Consider the following 23233-nt stretch of genomic DNA (forward strand, 5'->3'; position numbering starts at 1 on the left):
CCCGACCATCGGGCCCGCTGAGCCTCAAACCGTACATATTCGCCGCCTACACTGGCGGCAACCGAATCCTCTGATCGAGATACAGTTGTGATCGAAAATCTGCGTAACATCGCCATCATCGCCCACGTTGACCATGGTAAAACCACCCTGGTCGACAAACTCCTGCGTCAGTCCGGCACTCTGGAGCGTAACGAGCTCAACGACGAGCGCGTCATGGACTCCAACGACCAGGAGAAAGAGCGCGGTATTACCATTCTGGCGAAAAACACCGCCATCAACTGGAACGGCTACCACATCAACATCGTCGACACCCCCGGCCACGCCGACTTCGGTGGCGAGGTCGAGCGTGTGATGTCGATGGTCGACTCCGTGCTGCTGCTGGTCGACGCCCAGGACGGCCCGATGCCGCAAACCCGCTTCGTGACCAAAAAGGCCTTCGAAGCCGGCCTGAAGCCGATCGTCGTGATCAACAAGGTCGACCGTCCAGGCGCGCGTCCTGACTGGGTTCTGGACCAGATCTTCGACCTGTTCGACAACCTCGGTGCCACCGATGAACAGCTGGACTTCAAAGTCGTCTACGCCTCGGCCCTGAACGGTATCGCCGGCCTGGACCACACCGCCATGGGCGAAGACATGACCGCCCTGTACCAGTCGATCGTCGACAACGTACCGGCGCCTTCCGTTGACCGTGACGGCCCGTTCCAGATGCAGATCTCGGCACTGGACTACAACAGCTTCCTCGGCGTTATCGGTGTTGGCCGTATCGCCCGTGGCCGCATCAAGCCGAACACCCCGGTTGTCGCCATCGACACCAACGGCAAGAAGCGTAACGGCCGTATCCTCAAGCTGATGGGCCACCACGGCTTGCACCGCGTCGACGTCGAAGAAGCCCAGGCTGGCGACATTGTCTGCATCAGCGGTTTCGACGAGCTGTTCATCTCCGACACCCTGTGCGCCCCGGATGCGGTAGAAGCGATGAAGCCGCTGACCGTTGACGAGCCAACCGTTTCGATGACCTTCCAGGTCAACGACTCGCCGTTCTGCGGCAAGGAAGGCAAGTTCGTCACCAGCCGTAACATCAAGGACCGTCTGGACAAGGAGCTGCTGTACAACGTTGCTCTGCGCGTTCAGGAAACCGATTCCCCTGACAAGTTCAAGGTATCGGGCCGTGGTGAGCTGCACCTGTCCGTGCTGATCGAAACCATGCGCCGTGAAGGCTTCGAGATGGCTGTAGGCCGTCCTGAAGTGATCATCCGCGAAGTCGACGGCGTCAAGCAGGAACCGTTCGAGAACGTCACCATCGACATCCCTGAAGAATCCCAGGGCAAGGTCATGGAAGAGATGGGCCTGCGTAAGGGCGACCTGACCAACATGGTGCCGGATGGCAAGGGCCGTGTTCGCCTGGAGTACAACATTCCAGCCCGTGGTCTGATCGGTTTCCGTAACCAGTTCCTGACCCTGACCAACGGTGCAGGCATCCTGACCTCGATCTTCGATCGCTACGACACCATGAAGTCGGGCCAGATGTCCGGCCGTCTGAACGGCGTTCTGGTTTCGGTCGAGACCGGCAAGGCACTGACCTACTCGCTGGAAACCCTGCAGGCTCGCGGCAAGCTGTTCGTTGAGCACGGCCAGGAGATCTACAACGGTCAGATCATCGGCCTGAACAGCCGTGACAACGACCTGGGCGTGAACCCGACCAAAGGCAAGAAGCTCGACAACATGCGTGCTTCGGGCAAAGACGAAGTCATCGCCCTGGTTCCGCCGGTTCGCCACACCCTCGAACAGGCTCTGGAATTCATCCAGGACGACGAGCTTTGCGAAGTGACGCCTAAGTCGATCCGTCTGCGCAAGAAGATCCTGGACGAAGGCGAGCGTACCCGCGCTGCCAAGAAAGCCAAGAACTGAGTTAGCTCAGGCTGAATGAAAACGCCCCCGGTCGAAAGGCCGGGGGCGTTTTTGTTTTTCTGGGGATGCAAGTTGTAGTCTGTGTCTCAAGCTGGTGTAGGGCGCTTCTTTCCGTAGTCTCCACGCCTTGTATACGGTTGCTGAGCCACCTAGCGTGGAGTGCTTTCTGTAATAGGAAGCAAGCCCATGAAATACCGATTCGCACTGGCCATCCCCTGCCTGATGGCGAGTATCCATGCCAGCGCTCTGCAGGACTGTAGCGAGCTACGTCCGCAGGAAGTCGCCCGCTGCCATATCGAAAATGTACGCCAGGCACCTCTGGAGGCTCGACTGCTCGAACAAGCCTCCGAACCTGGCTACGAATTCCGTCGCCTGCAGATGGTTTCGCAGGTGTGGGAGCCAGCGCCTGTGGTTGAGCCGCGTCGCTGGGAGCACGATGTCGAGCTGCACATACCGCGCAATGCCTTGCCTGGTAAAGCCTTGCTGGTAGTGAACAATGGCGTGCGGCACGGGCCGGCGCAAACCCCGGACTATACCCGCGAAGCGTTGCGTGAAGTCGCTCTCAAGTCGCAGATGGCTGTGGTCATGATCAGCGATGCGCCCAACCAGTACGTGAATTTCAGCGATGTCGACAAGCCCTTGCGCGAGGACGACGCCGTGGCCCATACATGGGCGCATTCGCTTCGTGGGGCTGCGCCGGAATTGCCGCTGCATGTACCGATGGCTGCTGCGGCGAGCCGGGCGATGGACCTGGCTGAGCAGGAGCTGACAAAGCAGGGTCTTGCCGTGGACCGCTTCATCATCAGCGGGGCCTCCAAACGCGGCTGGAGTGCCTGGCTTACGGCGTTGGCCGATGAGCGGGTGATGGCCATCGTGCCTGCTGTGATCGACGTGGCGGACACCTCGGACATGCTGGCCGGATTACGTAAACGATACGGTGGTCACTGGCCCTTGGCCCTGGGTTCCTATCAGCAGGCTGGTGTGCTGCAACAACTGGGCACCCCGGCATTCGAGCGGCTGATGGCGATGATGGACCCGATGCAGTACCTGAACGAGGAGGGGCAGCGCCTGGCGATTCCCAAGTACCTGGTGTCTGCCAGCGGCGATGATTTTTTTGCGCCGGACCCCGTCACCGATTATCAGCAGCGCCTGCCGGGCCAGACGAGCCTGAGGGTGTTGCCGAACTCGGACCACGGCGGGGTACGTCAGCAGGTGGTCAGCACCTTAGTCCCGGCGGTGACGCGCCTGCGCGATGGCAAACCGCTGCCGAGCGTGCAGGTAACAGATGGCGGGCAGCCCGGGCTGATGGCAGTCAACTTCTCCGAGCCGCCCGTGGCAGTGAGGGTATGGACGGCAAGCAACAGCCAGGATCGCGACTTCCGCTATGCCTGCGGGGTGCGCTACCAGTCCGAAACGCTGGTACCCCAGCAGTACTTGACCCTGCAACGCACGGCGCCCGCGACGGGGTGGCAGGCGCAGTTCGTCGAGGCGACATTCGCGGATGGCTTCGTCGCCACCAGCCCGGTCAGCGTGCTGCCGCAGACCTATCCGGAACATCCGCCGACGGATCACGGTGGTGCTTGCCGCAGCTTCCCGGCGCAGAGCGCGTGAAATGCTGGCTCAGTGCGGCATGCGCAGTTCGGCGTCGTCCAGCAGGGCTTTGGCCAATGCACTGAGGTAGTGCGCGGCCCAGATCAGTTGCGGGTCGTTGTCCATGACGGCGGTCAGGGTCAGGTCGCGCACGCAGCCCAGCAGTTCCGAGGCTTGGTCGCGGGCGTCTTGGCAGGGAATGCCTGCGCAGACCTGAAACAGGGGTTGTTTGTGCTCTTCGCCTTGGTAGAAGCAGGTTTTGCCGGGGGTGGTCGGGTTGATTTCGGTCATTGGTCCATCTCCCTGAGTCTTGTTGTGGATGGCACCGGCTTCGCCGGTGTTCGCGGGGCAAGCCCGCTCCCACAGGTAGTTCGCAAGCCCTGAATACTGTGCAGGTCCTGTGGGAGCGGGCTTGCCCCGCGAAAAGGCGAATATCAATGCGTGCTGCCGGCACGCTCCAGGGCGAGCGACAAGGCATCCGCCTGCCCCCAGGCCAGCTGCATGGCCCTCAAGCCATTCACCAGCGTCTCCCGCGTGCGGTCATCCTCGATGCCGTCGAGGGCGCGGTGGCTGTGGTTGTAGGCGATCATCAGGTAGTGGGTGATGTTGACCACGACGTGGTCGAGGGGGACGAGGTTTTCGCAGATGGCGTGGGTGAGGGTCGTGCCGTCTGGGAGGTCGAAGTGGTGGGGTGGGTCGGGGACGATTTTTTTTCATGGCTGGCTCTCATGTCATTGACCTCACCCGTTCGTTTCCACACGAAAGGGTGGCGGTTGTACACGGAGTGGAAAACCAGGCATGAGAACCCGGCAGGCCTTGCGGCCTTCCGCGTACAACCGCCATAACGACAGTCGCAGTTCTCATGAATTGCCGGGTTTCCACACCCGATCGCTGAACCATTCAGCGACCTGGACAGCCTAGGGGGACAGGTTTCCAGTAACAATCAGACGCGAGTCGACAGGGTTTGTAGGGTATTTCGCTAGGACTGAAGTCGCCAGCTACTACCTGTAGGAATTATCTGCATCTAGAGTGAGAAAGTTTCTTGATACATAGAGGAAAAGTTTTTAGTTGCCTTGGCTGGGGCCGTGTACAGCTTAGATTTTAGGCAGTCTAGAAGACTGATATTTCCAGTGTCGGTTACAACATATTTCTTTGTACTCAATTACTTACCAAGCTGTCTTTGGCAATAGCCGATTGCCTCAGTACGCTGCCTGCTGGCAATTGGTTGAGGCAGAAAATGAAGGGCAAGGGGTGGAAGGAGCACTTGGCTCGTGGCCACATTGAGGTCGCAGGCAGTACGTGGAGTCTGCTCCATTTGCGCCCACTCTCACATCAGTTGAAGATCCCGGGCCACGGGGTGGAGGAAGTAGCGCTGGCGGTCGAGTACTCAAGTCACTGCGTCAGCTATGGCCCCAAGCAAGGTACTGAGCTGGACTTCGATCATTTGGGGCACGATCACTTGCTGATCGATCATCGAGGAATTCGTCGTGCCTTCTGCCCTAACCGTCACAAGCTGTCAGTTCAATTGCCTTCGATTATTGCTTCTTTGCCTGAGCGGCAGTGCCTGTTTACTGGGCATAGCAACTGGTTGACCATCGAGGGTAATCAATTCGGGTATCCGGAAGGCAGCCGATATGAGGTGTATTTCAACTTGCGTCGAGACTCGCCCCGTAGTCTGAAACTCTATGTCGAAAGCGCTTACGTGCGTGACCCTGGCCATCCTTCGAATCGGCCTACGGCGCTGAAACGGCACGAAAAGATCAAAGGCTGGTTGCTGATGCTGAAGAAGCTGAGAAATGAGCCGATTCGACGGCCTGTAAGGCGATAGCAGCCTGTAAAAATACGAAACCCCCAATGAAGGGGGTCGTATCGCGGATGCCCTTAGGGACTAATCCCATCAACCGGCACGGCCGGAACCAGGTGGCGGCGTCTAGACACTTCCTGACGGAAGCTCCGTGTACATCGAGACAGGTGAAAGTCTATTGAGTCCTGGCGGGACCGTCAACGCCCAACCACCTTCGGCTTGTAAGCACAATACCCCGGCCGCGGCCCGACCTTCGGGTGATTGCGGCAGGTATCCGGCCGCTTGTCATAGATGGTGCACAGTCGGCTCTTGCGATCCAGGTACATGCAGTCATCGTTGCTCATCCGGGTCAGGGTGAAGATCCCCGACTTCTGGTTGAAGCGCTCGATGATGCCTTCCTTCTGCAAACGCTTGGCCACGTTCTTCGGCGGTTCGTCTTTCTCGAACTCATCCACCACACCAATACGGATCAGATCCTTGATCTTCACCTCCACGGGCAGGGTGCAACAGGTCGAATGGCAGCCATGGCACATGTTGCTGGTGTAGCGCTGCCAGGTCTCCAGGCGGTCGACTTCGGCGGCGGCGATCAGGGTCGTTTTCATCGTTATGGGGGTGTATCACGGTCTCGGGGGCGCGATCATACCGGAATTGCTCAATTTTTGAACAACCTTTTGAGCGGAAGCGCAAAGGTTCATGAAAACCACGAACACTGGCTGTCGCTCTTGGTCGAAGCGACTAGGCTGATCAATCTGCCTCCGCTTTCGTCAACTTGCCCGAGGATGCCCCATGTCCCAGGAACCTGAAGCTCGTGACGCCGAAGTCGCGGAATTTCGCGCTGCTGTACTGGATAAGCTGACCTACGCGGTCGGCAAGGACCCGGAGCATGCCTTCGACCATGACTGGTTCGAAGCCATCGCCCTGGCCGCGCGCGATCACATGGTCGACCACTGGATGGACCACACTCGCCGGGCCTACCGACGTAGCCAGAAGCGGGTCTACTACCTTTCCCTGGAATTTCTCATCGGCCGCCTGCTCTACGACAGCCTGAGCAACCTTGGCTTGCTGGACATCGCCCGCGATGCGCTCGAAGGCCTGAACGTTGACCTGGAGCGCATTCGCCTGCTCGAGCCGGATGCCGCGCTGGGCAATGGCGGCCTCGGCCGCCTGGCGGCCTGCTTCATGGAGAGCATGTCGACCCTGGGCATCGCCGCCCATGGCTACGGCATTCGCTACGAACATGGGCTGTTCCGCCAGGCGCTGGTCGATGGCTGGCAGCAGGAGCAGACCGAGAACTGGCTGGACTTCGGTAACCCTTGGGAATTCGAGCGCGCCGAGGTGATTTACCCGATCAGTTTCGGCGGTAGTGTCGAAACGGTGCACGATACCCACGGCCAGCAACGCCAGGTGTGGTGGCCGGGCGAGACGGTGCGGGCAGTCGCCTACGACACGCCCGTGGTCGGCTGGCGCGGAGCCAGTGTCAACACCCTGCGCCTGTGGCGGGCACGGGCGCTGGAAGAACTGCACCTGGAGCGCTTCAATGCCGGTGACCACCTCGGAGCGGTCGCCGAAGTCGCACGGGCCGAGAGCATATCGCGGGTGTTGTACCCAGCCGATAGCACCGAGGCCGGCCAGGAACTGCGCCTGCGCCAGGAGTACTTCTTCGTGTCGGCCTCGCTGCAGGACCTGCTGCGCCGCCACCTCAACATGCATGACAACCTGCTCAACCTGCCGGATGCGGCGGCCATCCAGCTCAATGACACTCACCCGTCGATCGCCGTGGCCGAGCTGATGCGCCTGCTGGTCGACCAGCACGAAATTCCCTGGGATACCGCTTGGGAGCTGACGGTCGGCACCCTTGCCTACACCAACCACACGCTGTTGCCCGAAGCCTTGGAAACCTGGCCCGTGGCGTTGGTGGAGCGCATGTTGCCCCGGCATATGCAGATCATCTACCTGATCAATGCCTACCATATCGATAGCCTTCGCGCCAAAGGCCTGCACGATTTCGACGTGCTGCGCGCCGTCTCGCTGATCGAAGAGGACAACGGCCGTCGGGTGCGTATGGGCAACCTGGCATTTCTCGGTTCGCACAGCGTCAACGGCGTATCGGCGTTGCACAGCAAACTGATGAAGAGCACGGTGTTCGCCGATCTGCACAAGCTCTACCCGCAGCGGATCAACAACAAGACCAACGGCATCACCTTCCGCCGCTGGCTGTACCAGTCCAACCCGCAATTGACCGAGATGCTGGTCGAGGCGCTCGGGCCGGAGCTCAAGGACGACCCCGAGGGCCGCCTGGCCGGGCTGGTGCCATTCGCCGACAAGGCGGGCTTCCGCAAACAGTTCGCCGCCCAGCGACTGCACAGCAAGCGTGCCCTGGCCAGCATCATCCAGGACCGGGTCGGCGTCACGGTCAACCCAGAGGCGCTGTTCGATGTTCAGGTCAAGCGCATCCACGAGTACAAGCGCCAGTTGCTCAACCTGCTGCACACCGTGGCGCTGTACCAGGCCATGCGCAACGACCCCGCTACCCACTGGGTACCGCGAGTGAAGATTTTCGCCGGCAAGGCGGCGGCCAGTTACCACCAGGCGAAGCTGATCATCAAGCTGGCCAACGACATCGCCCGGGTGGTCAACAACGACCCGACCGTGCGCGGCCTGCTCAAGGTGGTGTTCCTGCCCAACTACAACGTCAGCCTGGCCGAAAGCATCATCCCGGCGGCGGACCTTTCGGAGCAGATCTCCACCGCCGGTTACGAAGCGTCCGGCACCAGCAACATGAAGTTCGGCCTCAACGGCGCATTGACCATCGGTACGCTCGATGGCGCCAACGTCGAGATGTGCGAGCAGGTGGGGGCGGAGAACATGTTCATCTTCGGCCTGACCGCGCAGCAGGTGGAGGCTCGGCGCAAGGCGGGGGACTTCGGTGCGAATGCGGCTATCGCCGCGTCCAGCCGCCTGAACGATGTGCTGCAGGCGATTCGCAGCGGGGTGTTCTCGCCGGATGATCCGTCGCGCTATGCCGGGCTGATCGACGGGTTGGTGGCCTATGACCGCTTCCTCGTGTGCGCCGATTTCGATGCCTACTGGGATGCCCAGCGGCGGGTCGAGGAACTGTGGCATACACCTCAGGAGTGGTGGCGCATGGCGGTGCTGAACACGGCGCGGATGGGCTGGTTCTCCTCGGACCGGACCATCCGGGAATATGCCACCGAGATCTGGAAGGCGCTGGATTGATGTAAGCCTGTCCGGGCCTCTTCGCGGGTAAACCCGCTCCCACAGGGAACTGCGCAGCTCTTGAAGCCCGTGAAGATCCCTGTGGCAGCGGGTTTACCCGCGAATGGAGCCGGCTCCGACCATCGGCCTGGCGCCGGCTGAACTACCGACCTATTGTGCCGTCAGAGAGCCGTGGCGAGTCTCATCACTCGCTAGCCTGCAACTCTCCCTGTAAACTGCGGGGGTTTTTATCTCCCCCATCCTTTCGGAGCCATACATGTCCCGCGTTACCCTGAGTCGCTATCTGATTGAGCAGACCCGCAGCAACAATACCCCTGCCGATCTGCGCTTCCTGATCGAAGTGGTGGCGCGTGCGTGCAAGGAAATCAGCCATCACGTGTCCAAGGGCGCCCTCGGCGGCGTGCTGGGCAGCATGGGCACAGAAAACGTGCAGGGCGAAGTCCAGAAGAAACTGGACGTGATCTCCAACGATATCCTGCTCGAAGCCAACGAGTGGGGCGGCCACCTGGCGGGCATGGCGTCCGAGGAAATGGACAACGCCTATCAGATCCCGGGCAAGTACCCGAAAGGCGCCTACCTGCTGGTCTTCGACCCGCTGGACGGTTCGTCCAACATCGACGTCAACGTGTCGGTCGGCACCATCTTCTCGGTACTGCGTTGCCCTAACGAGTACCTGAGCCAGAACGAGACCCTGAACGAAAACGCCTTCCTGCAGCCAGGTACCCAGCAGGTCGCCGCCGGTTACGCCATCTATGGCCCGCAGACCATGCTGATCCTGACCCTGGGCAATGGCGTCAAGGGCTTCACCCTGGACCGCGAGCTGGGCAGCTTCGTCCTGACCCACGAGAACATCCGCGTGCCGGAAAGCACCGCCGAGTTCGCCATCAACATGTCCAACCAGCGTCACTGGGAAGCTCCGGTGCAGCGCTACGTAGGTGAACTGCTGGCTGGCGAGACCGGCCCGCTGAAGAAGAACTACAACATGCGCTGGATCGCCTCGATGGTGGCCGACGTGCACCGTATCCTGACCCGTGGCGGTCTGTTCATGTACCCGCGCGATGCCCGCGAGCCGAGCAAGCCGGGCAAGCTGCGCCTGATGTACGAAGCCAACCCGATGTCGTTCATCATCGAGCAGGCCGGCGGCGCCTCCACCAACGGTTACGATCGCATCCTCGACATCAAGCCGGAGAGCCTGCACCAGCGCGTGTCGGTGATCCTCGGCTCGAAGGAAGAGGTCGAGCGCGTCACCGCCTACCACAAGGAGTAAGTCATGCTCGCACCTTGGCAGCCGTTGCTGGAGTGGTGGTTCGGTTGGGGCACCAGTCCCCAGGCCGTGGCTGACGAGAAGAGCACGCTGTGGTTCGGCAAGCATCATGATGCCGAAGCCCAGGCGCTGTTTGGCGACCTGGTCGAGCAGGCCCTGGCGGGTGGGCTCGACGAGTGGCAGCAGAGCCCACAGGGCTGGCTCGGCCTGCTGATCCTGCTGGATCAGCTGCCACGCATGCTCTACCGCGACACGCCGCGCGCCTTCGAAGGCGACCGGCGTGCCCAGGTAGTGGCCATGCAGGGTCTGCAGAAGAACTGGGATTACCAGTTGCTGCCGATCCAGCGGGTATTCGTGCTGCTGGTGCTGGAGCATGCCGAGGTGCTGGACTGGCAAAACCTGTGCGTCGAGCGCTACCAGGTGCTGCTTGAAGAGCAGCCGGAGGACAACCGGCGCTTGTTCGAAGGTTTCCTCGATTACGCCGAACAGCACCAGCGGGTGATTGCCCGGTTCGGCCGCTTCCCGCACCGTAACCTGGTGCTGGGGCGGCCGAGTACCAGCGAAGAGATGGATTTTTTGCTGGAGCCTGGGTCCAGGTTCTAGTGCCATCGGGGCCGCACAGCGGCCCCAACAGTTTCAGATCCTGAAACTGCCCACCAGATGCTTCAACCGTTCGACCTGATGCTCAAGGTCGGTGCAGGCACGCAAGGTGCTCTGCAGGTTCTGCACCCCTTCCTGGTTCAACGTATTGATCTCGTTGATATCGACATTGATCGACTCGACCACGGCCGTCTGCTCTTCGGTGGCGGTGGCCACCGACTGGTTCATGCCATCGATTTCGCCAATGCGCTGGGTCACGCTGCCCAATCGCTCGCCAGCCTGGTTGGCAATGCCCACGCTGTGATCGCTGTGCGCGCGGCTCTGGTTCATGGTGCTGACCGCCACCTGCGCGCCGGCCTGCAACTCTTCGATCAGACGCTGTACCTGCTGGGCCGACTCCTGGGTACGGTGCGCCAGGTTGCGAACTTCATCGGCAACCACGGCAAAGCCACGCCCGGCCTCGCCGGCACGGGCCGCTTCGATCGCGGCATTGAGCGCCAGCAGGTTGGTCTGCTGGGATATGCCGCTGATCACATCGAGGATCTGACCGATGTTGGCGGTGTGGGCATTGAGCGTCTCGATGTTGCCACACGAGTCGCTGATCCGTGCCGACAGTTGGTTCATCACATCGATGGTGCGCCCGACCACCTGCTGTCCATCCTCGGCCAGGCCACGGGCTTCGCTGGAGTGTTGCGAGGCCAGCGCGGCGTTCTGGGCGATTTCCTGGGCGGCGGCGCCCAGCTGGTTGATGGCTGCCGCCACGCTGTTGGTGCGGCTGGACTGCTGGTCGGCGTTGTTGATTGAGGCATTCGAAGCGCTCACTACCTGGGCAGCCACCGCGTTGACCTGGCCGGTGGCCGAGGCCACTTCGCGGATCGATTCGTGAATACGCTCGACGAAGCGGTTGAACGATTGGCCGAGGCTGCCGAATTCGTCCTGGGCGTGGATGGTCAGGCGCCGGGTCAGGTCGCCTTCGCCTTCTGCGATGTCATGCATGGCGCGGCCCATCAGGTGCAATGGCGCCATCAGCACGCGGATCAGCAGGCCGAGCAGGGCGATGATCGCCACCACCGCGATCAAGGTGGCGATGATGGCGGACGTGCGCAGCTCACCCAGCATGGCGAACGCTGCATCCTGGTCGAGTACCAGGGCCACGTACCAGTCTGCCGACGGCACACCGTCGACGTGGGTGAAGCTGATGAACTGCTTGTGGCCATCGACCTCGACTTCCTTCAGGCCGCTGCCGATGCGGGGCGTGTCCTGCGGGTAGATGTCGGCCAGGGTTTTCAGCGCCAGGTCGGCTTTCGGGTGGATGAGGATCTTGCCTTCGCCGTTGACGATGAAAGCATGGCCCTGGCCGTCGAAGTTCAAGGCGTTGATCAGGTTGCTGATGGTCTGCAGGTCGGTGTCGACGCCGCTGACGCCGATCAGCCGGCCCGCTTGCTGTACCGGCGTGGCCAGGGTGATCACCAGCTTACCGGCCGAGGCCGAGATGTACGGCTCGGTGACGACGGTCTGGCCGCTGGCAGTCGCCGCCTTGTACCAGCCCCGCACCCGCGGGTCGTAATCGGCGGCGCGGTTACCCACCGGTACCGACTGCATGCTGCCGTCCTGGCCGCCGAAATAGGTGAGCTGGAAGTTCTTGCCGTAGACCGGCAAGGCCAGGCTGCGGTCCAGGCTGGCTTTGCCCGGCCCATCGACCGCAACTTGCTGGGCCAGCGAGTCGAGCAACTGGATCCGGCTGTCGAGCCAGTTGCGGATGTTGCCGGCGGTGAGGCTGCCCAGGTCCTGCAGCGTGGTCTGCGTGTCGCTGCGCAGGGACTGGCGTTGTCGGTAATCGTTGAACAGCACGAAACAGGTAAAGGCAACGGCCACCACGAGGGCGGCGGCCAGCAGGATCTTGTGGCTGAACTTGAGGTTCTTGGTCATTTTTCTGGTCTGCACAAGGCAAGGCGTAGGAGGGCACTGTGGCAATGCGCCACAGCGTGCTCGCTGTGTCGTCGCGGTGGGCTGAAACATTAATCGTTTGCGCAGGGCCAGCCGACCAACGGTGTACGACGAAAGCGGTGTTGTCAGGGAACCAGGGAGGGATTTTCCCGTCGAAGGTCACTGCAGGCCACTCGCCTGTGTCTATTTACCAGGAGTGTCCCTTCATGTCGTTGCGTTCCCTCGCCCTGTTGTCCTTGTGCGTCGCCCTGACCGCGTGCAGCAAGATCAATCAGGAAAACTATTCCAAGCTCAAGGCCGGTATGAACAAGGCTGAGGTCGAGCAACTGCTCGGCACGCCCACCGAGTGCTCTGGCGCACTGGGCATGAGCAGCTGTACCTGGGGGGACGAGAAGAGCTTCATCAGCGTGCAATACGCGGCCGACAAGGTGCTGATCTACTCCGGGCAGGGCCTCAAATGAGGCGTTTGCACGTTCTGCTGGGGCTGTGCCTGGTGATGCTGCTAGGGGGTTGTGCCACTTCCGCTAACGATCCGCTGGCGCCGAAAACCGCGGGTGATGTCGACCTCAAGCGCTACCAGGGCAAATGGTATGAACTGGCGCGCCTGCCGATGAAGTACCAGGCCGATTGTGCGCAGTCCGAAGCGCATTACAACCTCAAGCCCGATGGCTCGTACGGTGTGCTGAACCGCTGCCGCACGATGGGCGATGAGTGGCTACGCGCCGAGGGGCACGCCTACATCCAGCAACCGGGGCACACCGACAGGCTGTGGGTCGAGTTCGACAACTGGTTTACCCGCCTGGTCCCGGGCGTGGCCAAGGGCGAGTACTGGATCCTGTACGTGGACGACCGCTACCGTACCGCGATCGTCGGCAGCCCGGACCGCAAGTACCTGTGGATCCTGTCGCGCACACCGACCCTGCCGGTGTGGGAGCGCGAGAGCCTGATGTCCAAGGCCCGGCAGCAGGGCTACGACACCAGCCGTTTGATCTGGCGTACCCCGGACAAGCAGATCGTGCAGATGCATTGAGATGAAGGGGGCCGCAGTTGCGGCCCCTTCTGCATTCAGCCCAGTAGCGTTCGCAATACTGCGGCAAACGCCTGCCGGCTCTCCTCGTCATGGGCATGTCGCCCCTGACGCACCACCCACTGACCATTGACCATCACGTCGCGGACCTGATGGTCGCCGCCCGCGAACAGCCAGCGGTTGAGTATCCCGTCACCCTTGGCCATGGCGATGTATGGGTCCTGCCCATCCAGCACCAGCCAGTCGGCGCGCTTGCCGACCACCAGCTCGCCGATCGGTTGCCCCAGTGCCTGCGCGCCGCCGACCAGTGCCGCGTCATACAGCGTGCGCCCGACCATCGGCTGGTCGCCACGGTATAGCCGGTTGCGCCGCTGATCCCGCAGACGTTGGCCGTATTCCAGCCAACGCAACTCTTCGACCACACTCAGCGACACATGGCTGTCTGAACCGATGCCCATGCGCCCGCCCTGGGCGAGGAACTCCACGGCCGAGAAAATACCGTCGCCCAGGTTGGCTTCGGTGGTCAGGCACAAGCCGGCCACTGCACCACTGCGCGCCATGGCCGTGACTTCGTCGGCTTCGGCGTGGGTGGCATGCACCAGGCACCAGCGGCGGTCCACATCGACGTGTTCATACAGCCACTGCAGCGGCCGCAACCCGCTCCAGGCCAGGCAGTCATCGACTTCCTTCTGCTGTTCGGCGATGTGGATATGAATCGGGCACTGCAGGTTACCGGCGGCCAGTACCTCGGAGATCTGGCCGGGCGTGACCGCGCGCAAGGAGTGGAAGCACAGGCCCAGCTGCTGCGCGGGTTGCGCTGCCAGCATTGGCGCCAGCTGCGCCTGCAGGTGCAGATACTGTTCGGTGGAGTTGATGAAGCGCCGCTGCCCTTCGTTCGGCGCCTGGCCGCCAAAACCGGCATGGCTGTACAGCACTGGCAGCAAGGTCAGGCCGATGCCGCTGCTGGCCGCAGCTGCACTGATGCGTCGGGACAGCTCGGCCGGATCGGCGTAGGCTTTGCCTGCCTGGTCATGATGCACGTAGTGGAACTCGGCCACCGAGGTGTAGCCGGCCTTGAGCATCTCGATGTATAGCTGGCGGGCAATGACCTGCAGCTGCTCCGGGGTGATCTTGCCGACCAGGCGATACATCAGCTCGCGCCAGGTCCAGAAGCTGTCGTTGGGGTTGCCCGCGACTTCCGCCAGCCCCGCCATGGCCCTTTGGAACGCATGCGAGTGCAGGTTGGGCATGCCGGGCAGCAACGGCCCGGCCAGGCGTTCGGCGCCTTCGGCCGAAGCGTCGGCTTCGATGCGGCTGAGCAGGCCGTCACTGGACACTTCGAGGCGGACGTTGCTGGCCCAACCCGTAGGCAGCAGGGCGCGTTCGGCAAAATAGGCGGACATCGGAGGGAATCCTGTTATTGTTTAACTTGTATATACATATACAGGCGTTTGCCTGCCGGGTAAACTGCGGCAAGCTACCGCTCATTCCATTGCCTAAGGACTCAACGCCGTGCCGACACCTCCTGTCTCCGCGCTGGTTGCCCAGATGGGCGAGGGCCCGGCGCCGCTGTATGCCCGGGTCAAGCAGATGATCATCCAGCAGATCGAAAATGGCAGCTGGCCGCCGCATCACCGGGTGCCCTCGGAGAGCGAACTGGTCAGCGAGCTGGGCTTCAGCCGCATGACCATCAACCGCGCCTTGCGTGAACTCACCGCTGAAGGCCTGCTGGTGCGGATGCAGGGCGTAGGCACCTTCGTCGCCGAGCCCAAGACCCGCTCGGCGCTGTTCGAAGTCAACAACATCGCCGACGAGATCGCCGGCCGTGGCCACCAGCACAGCTGCCAAGTGATCAAGCTGGCCGAAGAGGCCGCGGGTTCCGAACGCGCCTTGGCCCTGGACATGCGCGAAGGGCAGCGGGTGTTTCACTCGTTGATCGTGCATTACGAAAATGGCGTGCCGGTGCAGATCGAGGACCGCTACGTCAACGCCGCCATTGCCCCCGAGTACCTCAAGCAGGACTTCACCCGACAAACGCCTTACGCCTACCTGTCCCAGGTTGCGCCGCTGACCGAGGGCGAGCACGTGGTCGAGGCGATTCTCGCCGAGCCCGAAGAGTGTCGCCTGTTGCAGATCGAGCGCGGCGAGCCCTGCCTGCTGATCCGTCGTCGCACCTGGTCGGGTCGTCAGCCCGTGACAGCAGCGCGGCTGATCCACCCCGGTTCCCGTCACCGCCTTGAAGGACGTTTCAGTAAATGACCCAGTTGCAGTTGCTGCGTGCGCAGGATTACCCGCGTATGCCGTGGAAGAACGGTGGCGGTTTCACCGAAGAGATTACCCGTGATAACGGCGAGGGGCTCGACGGCTTCGGTTGGCGCCTGTCGATTGCCGATATCGAGGAGTCGGGTGGGTTTTCCGTGTTTGCCGGCTACCAGCGGATCATCACCGTGCTGCAGGGCGACGGCATGCGTTTGCTGGTCGACGAGCAGGCCAGCCGGCCATTGTTACCGTTCGATGCGTTCGCCTTCAGTGGCGAGAGCCAGGTCAGTTGCAAATTGCTCGGTGGGGCGATCCGTGATTTCAACCTGATTTATGCGCCGCAGCGCTATCGGGCGCGCTTGCAGTGGTTCGACGGTACCAGCCGCTTGTACAGCTCGGCGTCGACGGTGTTGCTGTTTGCTGCGAGCAATCAGGTTGAAGTAGCGATGGCTGGGCATGAAGTGCAGCGTTTGGGGCTGTATGACTGCCTGCGGTTGGAGGGCAATGACCAGTTGCTGGGGCTGGAGGTACAGGGTCGGTTCTGTCTGATCGAGCTGATACCACGCTAAGTCCGCTGTAATCAGCAAGGGGCCGCATAGCGGCCCCTTTTGCTTTGAGCAGAAATCCGAGGAGCGGTCCGATTATTTTGGTTGTCCATGCTTGTACATACAAGTAAAGATGTGTTTGTATATTGACCACGACACATCTGCCCGCGGACAACCGCCGAGGACCTTCCCGTGACCGACAACAACAAATACCGTGACGTTGAAATCCGTGCCCCACGTGGCAACAAGCTGACCGCCAAGAGCTGGCTGACCGAAGCGCCACTGCGCATGCTGATGAACAACCTCGACCCACAGGTCGCGGAAAACCCGAAAGAGCTGGTGGTGTATGGCGGCATCGGCCGCGCCGCACGCAACTGGGCCTGCTACGACAAGATCGTCGAGACCCTGACCCGCCTGGAAGACGACGAAACCCTGCTGGTGCAGTCGGGCAAGCCGGTCGGCGTGTTCAAGACCCACAGCAACGCGCCGCGTGTACTGATCGCCAACTCCAACCTGGTACCGCACTGGGCCAACTGGGAGCACTTCAACGAACTGGACGCCAAGGGCCTGGCCATGTACGGCCAGATGACCGCCGGCAGCTGGATCTACATCGGCAGCCAGGGCATCGTCCAGGGCACCTACGAAACCTTCGTCGAAGCCGGTCGCCAGCATTACGGCGGTAGCCTGAAAGGCAAGTGGGTGCTGACCGCAGGCCTCGGCGGCATGGGCGGCGCCCAGCCATTGGCCGCAACCCTGGCCGGTGCCTGCTCGCTGAACATCGAGTGCCAGCAGAGCCGCATCGACTTCCGCCTGGAAACCCGCTACGTCGACGAGCAGGCCACTGACCTCGACGACGCCCTGGCCCGCATTGCCAGGTACACCGCCGAAGGCAAGGCGATCTCCATCGCCCTGCACGGCAACGCCGCCGAAATCCTGCCAGAGCTGGTCAAGCGTGGCGTGCGCCCGGACATGGTCACCGACCAGACCAGCGCCCACGACCCACTGAACGGCTACCTGCCAGCCGGCTGGACCTGGGAACAGTACCGCGACCGCGCGCAGACCGAGCCAGCTGCTGTGGTCAAGGCCGCCAAACAGTCGATGGCCGTGCACGTACAGGCCATGCTCGACTTCCAGAAGCAGGGCATCCCGACCTTCGACTACGGCAACAACATCCGCCAGATGGCCAAGGAAGAGGGCGTAGCCAACGCCTTCGATTTCCCTGGCTTCGTCCCGGCCTACATCCGTCCGCTGTTCTGCCGTGGCATCGGCCCGTTCCGCTGGGCGGCGCTGTCCGGCGACGCTGAAGACATCTACAAGACCGATGCCAAGGTCAAGGAACTGATCCCGGACGACGCCCACCTGCACCGCTGGCTGGACATGGCCCGCGAGCGCATCAGCTTCCAGGGCCTGCCGGCGCGTATCTGCTGGGTTGGCCTGGGCCTGCGCGCCAAACTGGGCCTTGCCTTCAACGAAATGGTCCGCAGCGGCGAGCTGTCGGCGCCGGTGGTGATCGGCCGTGACCACCTGGACTCCGGCTCGGTGTCCAGCCCCAACCGCGAAACCGAAGCCATGCGCGATGGCTCCGATGCCGTCTCCGACTGGCCGCTGCTCAACGCCCTGCTCAACACCGCAGGCGGCGCCACCTGGGTTTCGCTGCACCACGGCGGTGGCGTGGGCATGGGCTTCTCCCAGCACTCGGGCATGGTCATCGTCTGCGACGGCACCGATGAAGCCGCCGAACGTATCGCTCGGGTACTGACCAACGACCCGGGGACCGGTGTGATGCGCCACGCCGATGCCGGTTACGACATCGCCATCGACTGCGCCAAGGAGCAGGGCCTCGACCTGCCGATGATCACGGGCTGATCGCTGCGCTTTGAGTGATACTGAATATAAGAGGGGCCTGCGGGCCCCTGACAAGAATTGGAGTAGCGAAGTGACCGTACTGACCCTCAAGCCCGGTACCCTGACCCTGGCCCAGTTGCGTGCCATCCACGCCGCACCTGTGCGCCTGCAGCTGGACGCCAGTGCCGCGCCGGCCATCGACGCCAGCGTTGCCTGTGTCGAACAGATCATTGCCGAAGACCGTACCGCCTACGGCATCAACACCGGTTTTGGCCTGCTGGCTTCGACCCGCATCGCCAGCCACGACCTGGAAAACCTGCAGCGCTCGCTGGTGCTGTCCCACGCCGCCGGTATTGGCGCGCCGCTGGACGATGCCCTGGTGCGGCTGATCATGGTCCTCAAGATCAATAGCCTCAGCCGTGGTTTTTCCGGTATCCGCCGCAAGGTCATCGATGCGCTGATCGCCCTGGTCAACGCCGAAGTCTACCCGCACATCCCGCTCAAGGGCTCGGTCGGCGCTTCCGGCGACCTGGCACCGCTGGCGCACATGTCGCTGGTGCTGCTCGGTGAAGGCAAGGCCCGTCACCAGGGCCAATGGCTGTCGGCTACCGAAGCCCTGGCGGTCGCCGGCCTCGAGCCGCTGACTCTGGCTGCCAAAGAGGGCCTGGCCCTGCTCAACGGTACCCAGGCTTCCACCGCCTACGCCCTGCGTGGCCTGTTCCAGGCTGAAGACCTGTATGCCGCCGCCATCGCCTGCGGTGGGCTGAGCGTCGAAGCGGCACTGGGTTCGCGTTCGCCGTTCGATGCGCGTATCCACGAAGTGCGTGGCCAGCGTGGGCAGATCGACACCGCTGCCTGCTTCCGCGACCTGCTCGGCGATTCCAGCGAAGTGTCGCTGTCGCACAAGAACTGCGACAAGGTCCAGGACCCTTACTCGCTGCGCTGCCAGCCACAGGTCATGGGCGCCTGCCTGACCCAGATCCGCCAGGCCGCCGAGGTGCTGGGCATCGAAGCCAACGCCGTGTCGGACAACCCGCTGGTGTTCGCCGCCGAAGGCGACGTGATTTCCGGTGGCAACTTCCACGCCGAGCCGGTAGCCATGGCTGCCGACAACATCGCCCTGGCGATCGCCGAAATCGGTTCGCTGAGCGAGCGCCGCATCTCGCTGATGATGGACAAGCACATGTCCCAGCTGCCGCCGTTCCTGGTGGAAAATGGTGGGGTCAACTCCGGCTTCATGATCGCCCAGGTCACCGCTGCCGCGCTGGCCAGCGAGAACAAGGCCTTGTCGCACCCGCACAGTGTCGATAGCCTGCCGACCTCGGCCAACCAGGAAGACCACGTGTCGATGGCCCCGGCCGCTGGCAAGCGCCTGTGGGAAATGGCCGAGAACACCCGTGGCGTGCTGGCCATCGAATGGCTGGGTGCGTGTCAGGGGCTGGACCTGCGCAAAGGCCTGAAGACTTCGGCGAAGCTTGAGCAGGCGCGTCAGGCGCTGCGCCGGGAGGTGCCGCACTATGACCGTGACCGCTTCTTTGCACCGGACATCGAGGCAGCTGTCGAGTTGCTGGCCAAGGGCTGCCTGACCGGGCTGCTGCCTGCGGGTGTCCTGCCTAGCCTGTGATGCCCCCTCGGGGCCGCCTTGCGGCCCTTTCGCGGGCACGCCCGCTCCCACACGCCCTGTAGGAGCGGGCTTGTCCCGCGAAAAGGGCCGCAAGGCGGCCCCCATCGACCTCACGACCACAAAAACAATTTAAGGACGTGACATGCAACAAGCTCAAGGTCTCAAGCGCGGGCTAACGGCCCGCCACATCCGTTTCATGGCCCTTGGCTCCGCCATCGGTACCGGCCTGTTCTACGGCTCCGCCTCGGCGATCCAGATGGCCGGCCCGGCTGTGCTGCTGGCCTACCTGATTGGCGGCGCTGCGGTATTCATGGTCATGCGCGCCCTTGGCGAAATGGCCGTGCACAATCCGGTAGCCGGTTCTTTCGGCCACTACGCCACCACCTACCTCGGCCCCATGGCCGGCTTCATCCTTGGTTGGACCTACGCCTTCGAAATGGTCATCGTGGCCATCGCCGACATCACCGCCTTCGGCATCTACATGGGCTTCTGGTTCCCGGAAGTGGCCCGCTGGATCTGGGTGCTGGGCATCGTCTTCGTGATCGGCGGCCTCAACCTGTGCAACGTCAAGGTGTTCGGCGAAATGGAATTCTGGCTGTCGCTGCTCAAGGTCGGCGCCATCGTGGCGATGATCCTGGCCGGCCTTGGCATCATGGCCTTCGGTTTCAGCCAGGTGAGTGGCGAACATGCCGCAGGCATCAGCAACCTGTTCGAACATGGTGGCTTCATGCCCAATGGCATCGGCGGCCTGATCGCCTCGTTCGCCGTGGTGATGTTCGCCTTCGGTGGCATCGAGATCATCGGTGTCACCGCCGGTGAAGCCAAGGACCCGCAGCGCGTCATCCCCAAGGCGATCAATGCCGTGCCCCTGCGCATCCTGCTGTTCTATGTGCTGACCATGTTCGTGCTGATGTGCCTGTACCCATGGCCGCAGATCGGCAGCGAAGGCAGCCCGTTCGTGCAGATATTCAGCCACCTCGGTATTGGCTCGGCCGCTGCCGTGTTGAACATCGTGGTGATTTCGGCGGCGATCTCGGCCATAAACAGCGACATCTTCGGCGCCGGCCGCATGATGTACGGCCTCGCCCAGCAAGGCCATGCACCGCGCAGCTTCGGCAAGCTGTCGAAACACGGCGTGCCCTGGATGACCGTGGTGGTGATGGGCGCGGCGCTGCTGGTTGGTGTGCTGCTCAACTACCTGATCCCGGAAAACGTGTTCCTGCTGATCGCCTCCATCGCCACCTTCGCCACCGTGTGGGTGTGGCTGATGATACTGGTCACCCAGGTGGCCATGCGCCGCCGCATGAGCGCTGAAGAGGCCGCCCAGCTGAAGTTCCCGGTACCGTTCTGGCCTTACGGCCCGGCCATGGCCATTGCCTTCATGGTGTTCATTTTCGGTGTGCTCGGTTACTTCCCGGATACCCAGGCGGCCTTGCTGGTCGGCGTTATCTGGGTGGTGTTCCTGGTGGCGTCCTACCTGCTGTGGTGCAAGCCGCGCGCAGGCAAGCACGTGCCGGTCGAGCTGCACCGCTAGTCAAGGAGATTGCACATGAGAACCCTCTGGCAGCACTGCCACGCGGCAACCCTGGCCGAGGGCCGTTACTCGATCATCGAGGACGTGGCCATCGTCACCAGCGCCGGGCTGATCGAATGGATCGGCCCCCGCGCCGAGCTGCAGCCATTCGCACTTGACCGCACAGTGGACCTGGGCGGCGCCTGGGTCACCCCAGGGCTGATCGACTGCCACACGCATGCGGTGTTCGGCGGCAACCGCAGCGGTGAGTTCGAACAGCGCCTGCAAGGCGTGAGCTATGCCGAGATCGCCGCCCAGGGCGGTGGTATCGCCAGCACCGTGCGGGCTACCCGTGCGGCCAGCGAGGACGAGCTGTTCGCCAGCGCTCGCCAGCGGGTTCAGGCGTTGATGCGCGATGGTGTCACCACCATAGAGGTCAAGTCCGGCTACGGCCTTGACCTGGCCAACGAGCGCAAGATGCTGCGCGTGGCCCGGCGCCTGGCCGACGAGCTGCCGCTTGCAGTGCGCACCACTTGCCTGGCTGCCCATGCCTTGCCGCCGGAATATGCCGGCAGGTCAGATGACTACATCGCGCATATCTGTGACGAGATGCTGCCCGCTCTGGCTGCCGAAGGCCTGGTGGACGCGGTGGATGCTTTCTGCGAACACCTGGCGTTTTCGCCGGCTCAGGTCGAAAAGGTGTTCATCAAGGCGCACGAACTGGGTTTGCCGGTGAAACTGCATGCCGAGCAGTTGTCATCGTTGCACGGCTCAAGCCTGGCGGCGCGCTACCAGGCGCTGTCGGCCGACCACCTGGAGTTCATGACCGAGGAAGATGCCATCGCCATGGCCAAGGCCGGCACGGTTGCCGTGCTGCTGCCGGGCGCCTTCTATTTCCTGCGCGAAACCCAGCTGCCGCCGATGGACGCCCTGCGCCGCCACGGCGTGAAAATTGCCCTGGCCAGCGACCTCAACCCGGGTACTTCGCCAGGGTTGTCGCTGCGCCTGATGCTGAACATGGGTTGCACGCTGTTCCGCATGACCCCGGAGGAGGCCTTGGCCGGCGTGACGCTGCATGCCGCCACGGCGCTGGGCCTGGGTGGCAGCCACGGTTCGCTGGAGGTCGGCAAGGTCGCCGACTTCGTCGCCTGGCAGATTGCCCGTCCCGCCGACCTTGCCTACTGGCTAGGCGGCGACCTGCCCAAGCGCGTGGTGCGCAAGGGCCATGAAATGCTTAACTGAGCGAGGCACGATGGACAAGGTACTGAGTTTTCACCAAGGCCGCCTGCCGCTGCTGATCAGCATGCCCCATGCCGGCCTCAAGCTGACCCCGGCCGTGGACAAGGGCCTGGTCGAGCAGGCCCGCAGCCTGCCCGACACTGATTGGCACATCCCACGCTTGTACGACTTCGCCCGTGAACTTGGGGCGAGCATAGTGGCGGCGGAATATTCGCGCTTCGTCATCGACCTGAACCGCCCCGACGACGACAAGCCGCTGTACGCTGGCGCGACCACCGGTTTGTTCCCGTCGACGCTGTTCGATGGCGAGCCGTTGTTCAAACAGGGGCTGGAGCCGACCGCCGAAGAGCGCAGCACCTATCTGGAGACGATCTGGCGGCCTTATCACAACACGATTCGCAGCGAGCTGGCGCGCCTGCGTGAAGCCCATGGCTACGCATTGCTGTGGGACGCTCACTCGATCCGTTCGCTGATCCCGCACCTGTTCGACGGCAAGCTGCCCGACTTCAACCTCGGCACCTTCAATGGCGCGAGCTGCGATCCGCAACTGGCCGAACGCCTGCAGGGCGTATGCGCCGCGGCACAAGGCTATAGCCATGTATTGAATGGGCGCTTCAAGGGCGGGCACATCACACGTCACTATGGCGACCCTGCCAAGCACATCCATGCGGTGCAGCTGGAACTGGCCCAATGCACCTACATGGATGAAACCGAGCCGTTTGCCTACCGCGAAGACCGGGCACCGCGCACGCGTGAGGTGCTGAGCCGGTTGCTGGCGTGTGCGTTGGAATGGGGGGCGACGCGATACGCTGCGTAGCCTCGTATCGCGCT

20 protein-coding genes and 1 pseudogene are annotated in these 23233 nt (G+C 62.7%); 15 read left to right on the plus strand and 6 right to left on the minus strand.

From position 1 onward, the window contains the following. Positions 1 to 87: 87 nt before the first annotated feature. Complete coding sequence (gene typA, locus ACQKPS_RS11000) at positions 88 to 1908, plus strand: translational GTPase TypA (RefSeq protein WP_054884261.1); 1821 nt, start codon at positions 88 to 90, stop codon at positions 1906 to 1908. Between the two features lie 186 nt (positions 1909 to 2094). Beyond that, positions 2095 to 3519, plus strand: a complete 1425-nt coding sequence (locus tag ACQKPS_RS11005) for a PhoPQ-activated pathogenicity-related family protein (RefSeq protein ID WP_427604021.1) — start codon at positions 2095 to 2097, stop codon at positions 3517 to 3519. Between the two features lie 9 nt (positions 3520 to 3528). Here ACQKPS_RS11005 and ACQKPS_RS11010 read toward each other — a convergent pair whose 3' ends face one another. Both ACQKPS_RS11010 and ACQKPS_RS11015 read right to left on the minus strand, forming a co-directional pair. Further along, entirely contained in the window at positions 3529 to 3789 is a 261-nt protein-coding gene (locus ACQKPS_RS11010) for a DUF3077 domain-containing protein (RefSeq protein ID WP_427604023.1), read from the minus strand. A 143-nt stretch (positions 3790 to 3932) separates the two neighbouring features. Further along, positions 3933 to 4205 (minus strand): hypothetical protein, encoded by a 273-nt coding sequence (locus ACQKPS_RS11015; RefSeq protein WP_427604253.1) that lies wholly within the window; start codon positions 4203 to 4205, stop codon positions 3933 to 3935. 530 nt (positions 4206 to 4735) lie between these two features. Between ACQKPS_RS11015 and ACQKPS_RS11020 the strand changes: the two genes are divergently transcribed. After that, positions 4736 to 5326, plus strand: a complete 591-nt coding sequence (locus ACQKPS_RS11020) for a hypothetical protein (RefSeq protein WP_427604025.1) — start codon at positions 4736 to 4738, stop codon at positions 5324 to 5326. Between the two features lie 173 nt (positions 5327 to 5499). On the opposite strand, the gene ACQKPS_RS11025 is transcribed toward ACQKPS_RS11020, so the two are convergent. Further along, the gene (locus ACQKPS_RS11025) at positions 5500 to 5904 is read right to left on the minus strand and encodes a YkgJ family cysteine cluster protein (protein ID WP_003249225.1); all 405 of its coding nucleotides are present in this window, start codon (positions 5902 to 5904) and stop codon (positions 5500 to 5502) included. A gap of 184 nt (positions 5905 to 6088) precedes the next feature. Here ACQKPS_RS11025 and ACQKPS_RS11030 point away from each other — a divergent pair, with 184 nt between their 5' ends. The 3 genes from ACQKPS_RS11030 (at position 6089) to ACQKPS_RS11040 (ending at position 10406) form a co-directional block, all read left to right on the plus strand. Next, on the plus strand, positions 6089 to 8539 hold the full coding sequence (locus ACQKPS_RS11030) for a glycogen/starch/alpha-glucan phosphorylase (RefSeq protein ID WP_313200766.1): 2451 nt from the start codon (positions 6089 to 6091) through the stop codon (positions 8537 to 8539). A 256-nt stretch (positions 8540 to 8795) separates the two neighbouring features. After that, positions 8796 to 9806 (plus strand): class 1 fructose-bisphosphatase, encoded by a 1011-nt coding sequence (locus tag ACQKPS_RS11035; RefSeq protein ID WP_016712457.1) that lies wholly within the window; start codon positions 8796 to 8798, stop codon positions 9804 to 9806. Between the two features lie 3 nt (positions 9807 to 9809). Continuing rightward, complete coding sequence (locus ACQKPS_RS11040) at positions 9810 to 10406, plus strand: DUF924 family protein (protein ID WP_254482730.1); 597 nt, start codon at positions 9810 to 9812, stop codon at positions 10404 to 10406. Positions 10407 to 10439: 33 nt separating this feature from the next. Here ACQKPS_RS11040 and ACQKPS_RS11045 read toward each other — a convergent pair whose 3' ends face one another. Together ACQKPS_RS11045 and ACQKPS_RS11050 are read right to left on the minus strand one after the other, a co-directional pair. After that, positions 10440 to 11270: a methyl-accepting chemotaxis protein gene (locus ACQKPS_RS11045; RefSeq protein WP_427604255.1), complete on the minus strand. Its 831-nt coding sequence runs from the start codon at positions 11268 to 11270 to the stop codon at positions 10440 to 10442. Between the two features lie 24 nt (positions 11271 to 11294). Then, positions 11295 to 12422, minus strand: a pseudogene (locus tag ACQKPS_RS11050) (HAMP domain-containing protein); the annotation flags it as partial. A gap of 134 nt (positions 12423 to 12556) precedes the next feature. Here ACQKPS_RS11050 and bamE point away from each other — a divergent pair. After that, positions 12557 to 12811: an outer membrane protein assembly factor BamE domain-containing protein gene (gene bamE, locus ACQKPS_RS11055; protein WP_254482734.1), complete on the plus strand. Its 255-nt coding sequence runs from the start codon at positions 12557 to 12559 to the stop codon at positions 12809 to 12811. Continuing rightward, positions 12808 to 13380, plus strand: a complete 573-nt coding sequence (locus tag ACQKPS_RS11060) for a lipocalin family protein (RefSeq protein WP_254482736.1) — start codon at positions 12808 to 12810, stop codon at positions 13378 to 13380. The genes bamE and ACQKPS_RS11060 overlap by 4 nt, the downstream gene beginning before the upstream one ends. A 35-nt stretch (positions 13381 to 13415) precedes the next feature. Here ACQKPS_RS11060 and ACQKPS_RS11065 read toward each other — a convergent pair whose 3' ends face one another. Beyond that, on the minus strand, positions 13416 to 14780 hold the full coding sequence (locus ACQKPS_RS11065) for a formimidoylglutamate deiminase (RefSeq protein WP_427604029.1): 1365 nt from the start codon (positions 14778 to 14780) through the stop codon (positions 13416 to 13418). Positions 14781 to 14925: 145 nt separating this feature from the next. Between ACQKPS_RS11065 and hutC the strand changes: the two genes are divergently transcribed. From hutC to hutG, 7 genes are all read left to right on the plus strand, one after another. After that, entirely contained in the window at positions 14926 to 15636 is a 711-nt protein-coding gene (gene hutC, locus ACQKPS_RS11070) for a histidine utilization repressor (RefSeq protein ID WP_177408507.1), read from the plus strand. Then, on the plus strand, positions 15633 to 16205 hold the full coding sequence (locus tag ACQKPS_RS11075) for a HutD/Ves family protein (RefSeq protein WP_254482739.1): 573 nt from the start codon (positions 15633 to 15635) through the stop codon (positions 16203 to 16205). The genes hutC and ACQKPS_RS11075 overlap by 4 nt, the downstream gene beginning before the upstream one ends. Positions 16206 to 16373: 168 nt before the next feature. Beyond that, entirely contained in the window at positions 16374 to 18047 is a 1674-nt protein-coding gene (hutU, locus tag ACQKPS_RS11080) for a urocanate hydratase (RefSeq protein WP_054884271.1), read from the plus strand. A 70-nt stretch (positions 18048 to 18117) separates the two neighbouring features. Next, complete coding sequence (gene hutH / locus ACQKPS_RS11085; protein WP_176508149.1) at positions 18118 to 19650, plus strand: histidine ammonia-lyase; 1533 nt, start codon at positions 18118 to 18120, stop codon at positions 19648 to 19650. A gap of 142 nt (positions 19651 to 19792) precedes the next feature. Further along, positions 19793 to 21184 carry an amino acid permease gene (locus ACQKPS_RS11090; RefSeq protein ID WP_254482740.1) on the plus strand — a complete coding sequence of 464 codons (1392 nt, stop codon included), beginning with the start codon at positions 19793 to 19795 and terminating at the stop codon, positions 21182 to 21184. A 15-nt stretch (positions 21185 to 21199) separates the two neighbouring features. Beyond that, positions 21200 to 22405, plus strand: a complete 1206-nt coding sequence (gene hutI, locus ACQKPS_RS11095; RefSeq protein ID WP_254482741.1) for an imidazolonepropionase — start codon at positions 21200 to 21202, stop codon at positions 22403 to 22405. Between the two features lie 10 nt (positions 22406 to 22415). After that, positions 22416 to 23219 (plus strand): N-formylglutamate deformylase, encoded by an 804-nt coding sequence (gene hutG / locus ACQKPS_RS11100; RefSeq protein ID WP_254482742.1) that lies wholly within the window; start codon positions 22416 to 22418, stop codon positions 23217 to 23219. Positions 23220 to 23233: the final 14 nt, after the last annotated feature.

Source organism: Pseudomonas sp. NPDC086566, assembly GCF_050280885.1.
GTDB lineage: Bacteria > Pseudomonadota > Gammaproteobacteria > Pseudomonadales > Pseudomonadaceae > Aquipseudomonas > Aquipseudomonas vlassakiae.